The 8,865-nt window shown below is 61.9% G+C and carries 9 protein-coding genes; 4 read left to right on the top strand and 5 right to left on the bottom strand.

The window, feature by feature from the left end; all coding sequences use genetic code 11:
• The first annotated feature begins 293 nt into the window (after positions 1-293).
• From AC1DJT_RS30660 to AC1DJT_RS30650, 3 genes are all read left to right on the top strand, one after another.
• Entirely contained in the window at positions 294-1,196 is a 903-nt protein-coding gene (locus AC1DJT_RS30660; RefSeq protein ID WP_476770224.1) for a formylglycine-generating enzyme family protein, read from the top strand.
• Positions 1,197-1,335: 139 nt separating this feature from the next.
• Positions 1,336-2,958, top strand: coding sequence for an arylsulfatase (locus AC1DJT_RS30655; protein ID WP_476835525.1), 1,623 nt, complete (start codon positions 1,336-1,338; stop codon positions 2,956-2,958).
• A 357-nt stretch (positions 2,959-3,315) separates the two neighbouring features.
• Entirely contained in the window at positions 3,316-3,918 is a 603-nt protein-coding gene (locus tag AC1DJT_RS30650) for a hypothetical protein (RefSeq protein WP_476835524.1), read from the top strand.
• A 188-nt stretch (positions 3,919-4,106) separates the two neighbouring features.
• On the opposite strand, the gene AC1DJT_RS30645 is transcribed toward AC1DJT_RS30650, so the two are convergent.
• Both AC1DJT_RS30645 and AC1DJT_RS30640 read right to left on the bottom strand, forming a co-directional pair.
• Positions 4,107-4,703 (bottom strand): SIS domain-containing protein, encoded by a 597-nt coding sequence (locus AC1DJT_RS30645; protein WP_476832555.1) that lies wholly within the window; start codon positions 4,701-4,703, stop codon positions 4,107-4,109.
• A gap of 365 nt (positions 4,704-5,068) precedes the next feature.
• A complete protein-coding gene (locus tag AC1DJT_RS30640) occupies positions 5,069-5,530 on the bottom strand; it encodes a GNAT family N-acetyltransferase (RefSeq protein ID WP_476770726.1) in 462 nt (153 codons plus the stop codon).
• Between the two features lie 348 nt (positions 5,531-5,878).
• On the opposite strand from AC1DJT_RS30640, the gene AC1DJT_RS30635 reads away from it, so the two are divergent.
• Positions 5,879-6,670 carry a phytanoyl-CoA dioxygenase family protein gene (locus AC1DJT_RS30635; protein WP_476770727.1) on the top strand — a complete coding sequence of 264 codons (792 nt, stop codon included), beginning with the start codon at positions 5,879-5,881 and terminating at the stop codon, positions 6,668-6,670.
• 397 nt (positions 6,671-7,067) lie between these two features.
• On the opposite strand, the gene AC1DJT_RS30630 is transcribed toward AC1DJT_RS30635, so the two are convergent.
• The 3 genes from AC1DJT_RS30630 to AC1DJT_RS30620 form a co-directional block, all read right to left on the bottom strand.
• On the bottom strand, positions 7,068-7,685 hold the full coding sequence (locus AC1DJT_RS30630) for an OmpA family protein (protein WP_476770728.1): 618 nt from the start codon (positions 7,683-7,685) through the stop codon (positions 7,068-7,070).
• A 2-nt stretch (positions 7,686-7,687) separates the two neighbouring features.
• A complete protein-coding gene (locus AC1DJT_RS30625; protein WP_476835523.1) occupies positions 7,688-8,188 on the bottom strand; it encodes a hypothetical protein in 501 nt (166 codons plus the stop codon).
• Positions 8,189-8,631: 443 nt separating this feature from the next.
• Positions 8,632-8,865 (bottom strand): hypothetical protein (locus AC1DJT_RS30620; RefSeq protein ID WP_476835522.1); only part of this gene is annotated, 234 nt, incomplete at its 5' end.

The raw sequence follows: 8,865 nt of genomic DNA, 5'->3' as shown, positions 1-8,865 counted from the left end.
TTCTACAATTTAATTGTAACTCGTAATATCTAATTTTGATTATAGATTTGATTTATAATTTATCTTGTCATTTACTTGTCGTTTTCCTGTCATTTAATTGGATTCTAAAAATTACCTTGAAGTAAGTGCCGCGATTGTCTCGTGTTGTCATTCTCTGACTCTAGAACAGAATTGCTCCAATTCTCCAAAGAGTGCCTGCCATGCGTATCCTCGAAATCGCCGACGGACAGCCATCGGCCTCCCGCGATCAACCGCATGTTGCCCCCGATGCAGGAACAGCGCCGCCACCAGGCATGATCTCCATCCCCGGCGGCACCTTCCGCATGGGCTCGGACCGGCACTACCCCGAGGAGGCTCCGGCGCATCGCGTCACCGTCGACGGCTTCTGGATGGACCGGACCCCGGTGACCAACCGGCAGTTCAAGGAATTCGTCAGGGCAACGGGACATGTCACCTTTGCCGAGGTCGTGCCCAATCCGAAGGATTATCCCGGCACGCAGCCGCATATGCTCTATGCCGGCTCGCTGGTCTTTGCGCCGCCGACGAGGCCGGTCGACCTGCGCGACTGGAGCCAATGGTGGAGCCTGACCAAGGGCGCGAACTGGCGTCGCCCCTATGGTCCCGGCAGCAACATCAACGCCCTCGACAACCATCCGGTCGTCCATGTCACCTTCGCCGATGCGCTCGCCTATGCGCGCTGGGCCGGAAAGGCCCTGCCGAGCGAGGCGGAATGGGAGTTCGCAGCGCGGGGCGGGCTCGACGGCGCCGAATATGCCTGGGGGGAGGAGCTCACGCCCGGCAACCGACATCTGGCGAACACCTGGCAGGGCAACTTCCCGCACGAGAACAGCAACCAGGACGGTTTCGAGCGCACCTCGCCGGTCACCGCCTTTCCGCCGAACGGCTATGGCCTCCACGACATGATCGGCAATGTCTGGGAATGGACTGAAGACTGGTACTCCGCCCGCCATGAGGCCGACGCGGCGAAGGCCTGCTGCATCCCGGTGAACCCGCGCGGCGGGCGGGAGGGCGCAAGCTATGATCCGGCGATGCCGGAGATCAGGATTCCACGCAAGGTGATCAAGGGCTATCGCCCGGCCGCGCGCCATGCCGAGCCGGTCGATACCTCGACCAGTCATGTCGGATTTCGATGCGTCTGGAGACCACCGTCCGATCCAAAGCAGCCTGAGGAGTGAGGTCATGCCTGATTGCCTGCAGCTTGATGAAAGAGACAGTTCCACGGCCAGGGCGCTGGAGCGGTTCGGAGCCTGGCGCGAGCGCTTTGGCGCGGCGTTGTTCGGAGCGACTGCACTGACATCGCTCGCCTTCAGCGGGATGGCGGCGGCGCAGACGCAACCCGCCCCGACACCGGCACCGGCGGCGCAGCAGCGACCTAACATCATCATGATCGTGTCGGATGACACCGGCTACGGCGATCTTGGCCCCTATGGCGGCGGCATCGGCCGCGGCATGCCGACCCCTAATATCGACAAGCTGGCGGCGGAKGGAATGACGTTCTTCTCCTTCTATGCGCAGCCGAGCTGCACGCCCGGCCGCGCCGCCATGCAGACGGGCCGCATCCCGAACCGGAGCGGCATGACGACCGTGGCCTTCCAGGGCCAGGGCGGCGGCTTGYCCGCTGCCGAATGGACGCTGGCCTCGGTGCTCAAGACCGGTGGCTACAAGACCTTCTTCACCGGCAAATGGCACCTGGGAGAGGCCGATTACGCATTGCCCAATGCCCAGGGCTACGACGAGATGAAATATTGCGGCCTCTATCATCTCAACGCCTACACCTACGCAGACCCGACCTGGTTCCCGGATATGTCACCCGAGCTTCGGGCGATGTTCCAGCGGGTAACGAAGGGAGCCCTGTCGGGCAATGCCGGGCAGCCGGCGCGCGAGGAGTTCAAGATCAACGGCCAATATGTCGACACGCCGGTGATCAATGGCGCCGAAGGCGTGGTCGGCATCCCGTTCTTCGACGGCTATGTCGAGAAGGCGGCGCTCGACTATCTCGACCGCAACGCGAATTCGCCCGAGCCGATCTTCATGAGCATCAACTTCATGAAGGTGCACCAGCCCAACATGCCGCATCCCGACTACATCCATAAGTCGATGTCGAAGAGTAAATATGCGGACTCCGTCGTCGAGCTCGACGCGCGGATCGGGCGGATCATGGACAAGGTGCGCAGTTCCGGCCGTGCCAACAACACGCTGGTCTTCTACACCACCGACAACGGCGCCTGGCAGGACGTCTATCCCGATGCCGGCTATACCCCGTTCCGCGGCACCAAGGGCACGGTTCGCGAAGGCGGCAACCGCGTTCCCGCCATCGCCTGGATGCCGGGCAAGATCGCACCCAACTCCAAGAACCACGAAGTGACCGGCGGTCTCGATCTGATGGCGACGTTCGCTTCGGTCGGCGGGGTGYGGTTGCCGACCCAGGATCGTGCCAACCAGCCGATCATCTTCGACAGCTACGACCTGTCGCCGGTGCTGTTCGGGACCGGCCCTTCGCCCCGCAACGAGTGGTTCTACTTCACCGAGAACGAGCTCTCTCCGGGTGCGGCACGCATCGGCAACTACAAGGCCGTCTTCAACCTGCGCGGCGACAACGGCGCCCCGACCGGCGGTCTGGCGGTGGACAGCAATCTCGGTTGGAAGGGCGCCGAGAAATATGTCGCCACCGTCCCGCAGGTCTTCGACCTCTGGCAGGATCCCCAGGAGCGCTACGACATCTTCATGAACAACTACACCGAGCGCACCTGGACGATGGTGACGATCTCCGAGGCCATCAACAAGCTGATGAAGACCTATGTGCAGTATCCGCCGCGCAAGCTGCAGAGCGAGAGCTATACCGGGCCGATGACGCTGTCCGACTATCAGAAATTCCAGAGCGTCCGCGACATCCTGTCGAAGGAGGGTATCAGCATCGCGCTGCCGTCGGGCAACTGAACACGGCCCCAGGTCGGCTGGCCGGGCCAGACGAGGCCCGGCCGAAATCGTCGCAGCAATGCTCGATTCAGGGCTCGATTGAGCCGACCCTTTTGAATCCGCATGCCCCTCGATGACGATCGTGCCAGCGGGGACAGATACGACGAGACGAACGATCCGAGGCGTCCAATTTCTGAGAGTGTTCATCCCCTTGACGGGTCGCAACTGGCCCGGATCGAGCCCGGCGACCGCCTCGTGGTGCTAGCCCGGACGATACAAGCGGATCCCGGAGCGGAAGCCGAGCTCGAGGACCGCGTCGTCGACTGGGCGCGTTTTGGGAAAACGTGCCTCGGGCAGGCGCTGTATCGGCACCGCTCCGTGTTTCGGAACGCTTCGGAAGCGGCTGTCTGGAGCCATCTCGAACTGAGCTACTTCCAAGATATCGTTCCTGCCGACGCCATTCGCGAACTCGTGGTCAAGCAGCAACCGCCGCAGATCCAGGTGCTGCGCGCGGAGATTCTCCTGACCACCCCCGCGGCCTTCGTCCTGCCGCGAAACTGGCAGGGCTCAGCCGATCGGCCCGAGCGGCAGGCGTCGCTGGAATATATCGAGGTGCAGGCTCCCTCTCTCGGCGAATACCGAGAGATCATGCGGAACTATATCGGGCCGGCTGCTGCGAAGCTCGTCCAGGCGAACAGGATTGGGACGTTCCGGACCATGGAGACGGCGGCCGTGCTCTACCGTGATCCGGCGCTGCGGATCGACTGGAACCAGATTCATCTCTGCGAAGTGGAGGCCGAGGGCTTCAACGGGTTCGGCCAGGAATTCGATGCCGCGCTCCGCGAGGTTTCGCCGGATGGCGGCTTTGCGGCCGTCTTCGCCGGCCTCGACCGCATGCGCACGATCCCCCGCTGGACCTTCAACGATCCCGTGGTCGAGGCTGACGCTGCGCTCGGACGGGTAGGCACGGCGGAACCATGAGCGGAGTCCGGCCCGGGACGTGCGCGTGCCGGCGCCGCCTCATCCCGCAAACCGCCGGCAAAGGGGGCGCCGTGGACGGTTGACCGTCACCGGCGGACGGAAACGAGGCCGGCGCGGCGGGGAAAAGGCAGGTCATCGACCGCGTCGCACCCGGAACACCTGACGAGGGCGCGTTTCGGGACGGGCTCTCAGACGTTGTCCAAACGCGCCTTGGCACCAAGGTAACCCCCATGGTGCCGGAGGCCATAGTCCTTTCGCGTAAAGCCACGCCGCTCCATGACGATCAACGCAAGGGCATCGGCGATTGCCGACATGACGGCAATGCTCGCGGTCGGGGTCAGTCCCAAGGAACAGGGTTCCGCGATCTGTCCCATGTCGATGATGATATCGCTCACAAGACGAAGATCGGACTGGGGATGCGAGGTAACGGCGATGACCTTGTGGGGCCCCAGATGCCGGGAAAGTTCCACCATCTCGACCACTTCGCGCGTTTTGCCTGACGTGGAGAATGCGAACAGGCAATCCCCTGGGCCGACGACGCCCAGGTCGCCGTGCGCGGCCTCGCCTGGGTGCACAAAGACCGCTGGCGTCCCGGTCGAACAGAGGACGGCTGCAAAACGATTGGCAGAAAAACCGGCTTTCCCCATGCCGGTGACGATCACCTTGCCGCGACAGGCTTCTATGGCCTCAATCGCAGCATCGAAAGCCGAATTAACCTCTACGGCCGCGATGGCCGCCGCTTCAGCACGCAATATCTGCTGCGCTCGCTCTTGGACATTGGTCATTTCCACGTCCTGATACCTCCAAAGGTACTTCATGCCCCGTCGCCGAAAGGTCCGCAACGGGGCGATACGGACCGCGCCGAGAATGGGCTCTGTCGGATGAAAGGGGCGCCGGCTCTGACCTCATCAGTCATGATCCAGGAAGAAACGCGAGGTCCTGGGGTCCGAGCGACGCAGATCCCAAAGCTTCTTGGCTCTTTGCCTTTGAAGTCGGAACCCAAATCACATTGGAAGGCCAGATAGAGCCGGGGAAAACCATAGCAATACTTCGCCTGGAAGCGCCCACGAGAAAACTGCGCAGGCAAGCAATCAGGGCGGCGCAGGTGCTCCACGTCCGCGGCAACCACGACCTGTAAATGGTCGACCGTTCACGCGGTCGTCCGGAACTTCAACAAGCGTTGGCCGTGGTAGTCCAACTCACCGTCGGCAATGAAACCAAGTCGGGCAAGGCCCTTCACCCGCGACCTGCTCGGCGGCAGCAGGATGCTGACATTGCCGATGCCAAGGTCGGCCCGACGCTCCATGAAGCCGTGAAACAGCTCGGCGCCATGCCCCCAGAACGCGGGTAGGAGAACGAGGGCGAGGTCAGCGCCATCTGCCTCTTTCTGAAAGCCACCCCAGCCCGCAAAGCGACCATCAATGAGGATGGACCATGGACCGTAGCCGTTGTGTTGCCACTGGGCGTCCTTGCCCTTGGCCCAGTCGAGGGCAGATGCTTCAGTCCACTTGCCATCGGCGAGCGGCATGTGACGCGTGACGTCAGGATGGTTCAGCAGAACCAGCCAGTCGGAGGTGGGGATGTCGGCAAAACAGTGGAGGGTGAAGGCCATAGCCTCCTCCCTATCACGATGGCCGGTCGAGGCGAGCACTGACTAGCCTGTCGAGACGGCCGTCGGGAATCCTGCAACGGCTCGAGACCGGGTCTTGAGCAGTTTGATCCGGAGCGACCGCTTCCGGGCGATGACTCGGAGTTACCTCTTGGCGCCTTGACGGGGAAGAGCCGGGCAATGGTGACCTTGAGGCTGCCCTTGTTGCCGTGGTAGGGGGGCTCGTCATGATGTTCGCCTCCACGTTCTTTCCCCTGATCTGAACGGCCTCAAGCCGTCCGGCGCCTTCGCGCCGATCAGATCAGATCAAAACGGCTTCGCTGATACGGCAGCCGAGCGGAGAAACGTGCAATGCCCAATAATGCGCAGATTGGCCTGACATCCCGTCAGGTCCAGAGCTTCATCGACGACGGATTCGTCAAAATCGAGAACGCCTTCAGTGCCGATTTTGCAAGGCAATGCCGKGATGAATTGTGGGCAGATATCGGCTTATCGCCCAGCAAGCCGGAAGGCTGGACGCGACCGGTCATCCGGGTGAGCTCGAAATCCTCGCCTGCTTTCATCCAGGCGGCCAATACGCCGCCCCTGCACAAGGCCTTCGATCAACTCGTCGGCGTAGAGCGTTGGATCGCCCCCAGGGGGCTTGGGACCTTTCCGATTCGGTTCCCCTCGGCGCAAGCGCCAGGGGACGACGGCTGGCATGTGGATGTGAGCTTTGGCCTGGACAATCCGGATTTCATGGAATGGCGAGCCAATGTAAGGAGCAGCGGACGAGCCCTGCTCATGCTCTTCCTGCTATCGGATGTCGGGCCCGACGATGCTCCTACGAGAATTCGCCGGGGCTCGCATGCCGTGATTGCGCGGGAGCTTCTGCCCTACGGCGAGGCGGGAACCACACTCCGGCAGCTCTCCGCGAACGGCTACGCCTCGACTGCAGATTGTGCGGTCGAAGTCGCAACCGGAGCGGCGGGCACGGTCTATTTATGCCACCCGTTCCTGGTTCATGCAGCGCAACCCCATTGCGGCCAGCATCCGCGATTCATGGCGCAGCCGCCGCTGTTGCCACGGGGCGAGTTTGATCCGTCCTTGTCTCCCTCGCCAGTTCAGATCGCCATCCGTCAAGCCTGCGGGTTGACCTTCTGATCCTGGCGTCCGGGGCCATGCTGCGGCTCCGGACGCCAACTTGCCTTGGCAGCCTCCGGTGTTTCCCAAAGCGGACGTCCGTAGCGTCCGGCAAGCGTCGGGAGCTGATGTCACCCCATCCGATCTCGGATGTCAGCGTCCGGGCAAGATTCCAATATCCAATTGTGGTCGCCTGATCAGATCATCGGACCGGATATCGTATCCAGATCCGATGATCTAACCCTTTGTCTTTGCACCGGCTTTCCCGGAACCGCAATCCACTTTTCGGGCCGCTGCTCTAGCAGGCGCTCGGAATGTCGCTGCGGGGCGGAGGTTTCTGAGCGCCAGGCCATCCGGCCGTTTTGCCGGAGGCCGGGAGCGGGCCGACGCGTTGTCGTCGGCCCGCAGACAATCGCTTCTACTGCTTGGGCATAACGAACTCGACGCGTCGGTTCAGGGCACGCCCTTCGGGATTATCCGCTCCGGTCTTAAGCGTATTGGGTTCGATCGGACGCTTATCGCCGAGCGCTTTGACCGAAAGCCGCGCTTTATCTGCTCCGTGTCTCACAAGCCATTGCGCGACGACCTGGGCCCGCCGAAGGGACAGTTCCTGATTATACCGAGCAGACCCTTTTGAATCCGTATGCCCCTCGATGACGATCGTGCCAGCGGGGACAGATGCGACGAGACGCGCGATATCGGTGAGTGTCGGTTCGGCAGCCGACCTGATGTCGGCCCTGTCGAAATCGAACAGGATATCGCCCGTCATCGACAGCCTGACGGTCGTCGCATCGTGTCGCACGGAAAGACCACCGTGCCGGGCGGCAAGTCCGCCGGCTTTCGCCGACAGATCAGATACCGCGCTGTTCAAGTCGGAGGGGAGTCCCTTCAGATCCAGAGCCGTGGCCTTAAGATCCAGAACCGTGGCTTTGAGATCGCGTATTTCGCGATGGTAAGGTGGCTCTTGCGCAAACGAGCTACTTGCCACTCCCAGAAACACGACGATCGCGAGGGAAGACTTGGTCGCACCCGCCATGGCTATCGGTCGGTGATTTTGATCGCGTMGAGCGTCTCGACCCCCGGGATCGTCAACGACACGTCCGTGACATCCTTCGGTGGAGCAGGGAACCTGCCATGCCATGAGCCCGCGATCGGAGAATCCTTGTTGGCCTTGATGACCAGGTTAGGATTTGTCAGCGGCTTGTCGTTGCTATCTGTCAGCAGCAGGTATTTCTTCTTGCCGGCAAGAACATAGAAGCTGTTTTCATAAGCATCCTTGCTGATCGAATCATAGAGTCGTTCCAGCTTGTTCGTGGCGATTGGCTTGAAGCGAAGCTTGATCGTAAGGACATCGCCGGCGCGGGTAGCTTCGACGACTTGGGCTTCGGCGGCCCCGCCATCAGTCAAGCCAGTAGCCAAGGGCGAGACAGAATTGGCCTCGGCCTGAGTTTGGGCAAACGCAGTTTGAACGAAACCAGCCGTTGCCAGGAAGGCACTAAAGGCACAGGCGGTCATGGTAATTCTTGTCACTTTTACCATGTCAATCCTCTTTACTTTCAAAATTGCAGGCAGGGCGTACGAATCACAATACGAAATTCCATAGCCGGCTTGCGTGGAGGCAATGTGGCTGCCTCCTGACGCATCGGCTGGAAAGGTGGATTGCGGGTTTCGGGAAAGCCGATGCAGGCACACGGGGATTGGATCATCGCACCGGATACGATTTCCGGTCCGATKATCCAGGATTTCCACGCCGCCGCCGGCGATATCTGGGCGGTCAGGACGAGGCCCGCCTTGGGATTCAGGCAGTCTGAACGCCGAGATGCGCGAACGCCAAGACGACCCATCGTTGGATCTCGCCGCCCAGCGCGAACCCGAGGACGGCATGCCCTGAGCCGGGGAGGGCGATTGGCAAGGCCGCCAGCAGGGACGCTCGACCCCGTGGCGGCATTCGAAGTACCAGACCATGACGCCCGGAGCTGGCGCTAGGCGGCCCACCGAAGCAGCCGGCCGAGCCCAATGCCTGGCTTGGGTGGGACGCTGCCGTTAAGGGGCAGAGCCGACGGTGCCGCGATGATCGAAGACGCGACATCCTCCACGCGCAAGGCGAGTTCGTCTCTTGCGCCATTCTGTCCGCGCAATCGCAACCGGTCGAGCAGCACGATCAAATGCAGCGGCAACGACCGGGCGACAGGACCGTTCACGCGGCAGGGAAGCCC

The organism is Allobosea sp. 05T422_2 (assembly GCF_056396265.1).
This window is presented reverse-complemented; position numbering and strand designations above follow the sequence as displayed.

Excerpts from the sequence above, each read along its gene's own strand:
- AC1DJT_RS30640 (WP_476770726.1), bottom strand. The coding sequence starts at position 5,530 with ATGGCCTTCACCCTCCACTGTTTTGCCGACATCCCCACCTCCGACTGG.
- AC1DJT_RS30660 (WP_476770224.1), top strand. The coding sequence starts at position 294 with ATGATCTCCATCCCCGGCGGCACCTTCCGCATGGGCTCGGACCGGCAC.
- AC1DJT_RS30645 (WP_476832555.1), bottom strand. The coding sequence starts at position 4,703 with ATGACCAATGTCCAAGAGCGAGCGCAGCAGATATTGCGTGCTGAAGCG.
- AC1DJT_RS30630 (WP_476770728.1), bottom strand. The coding sequence starts at position 7,685 with ATGGCGGGTGCGACCAAGTCTTCCCTCGCGATCGTCGTGTTTCTGGGA.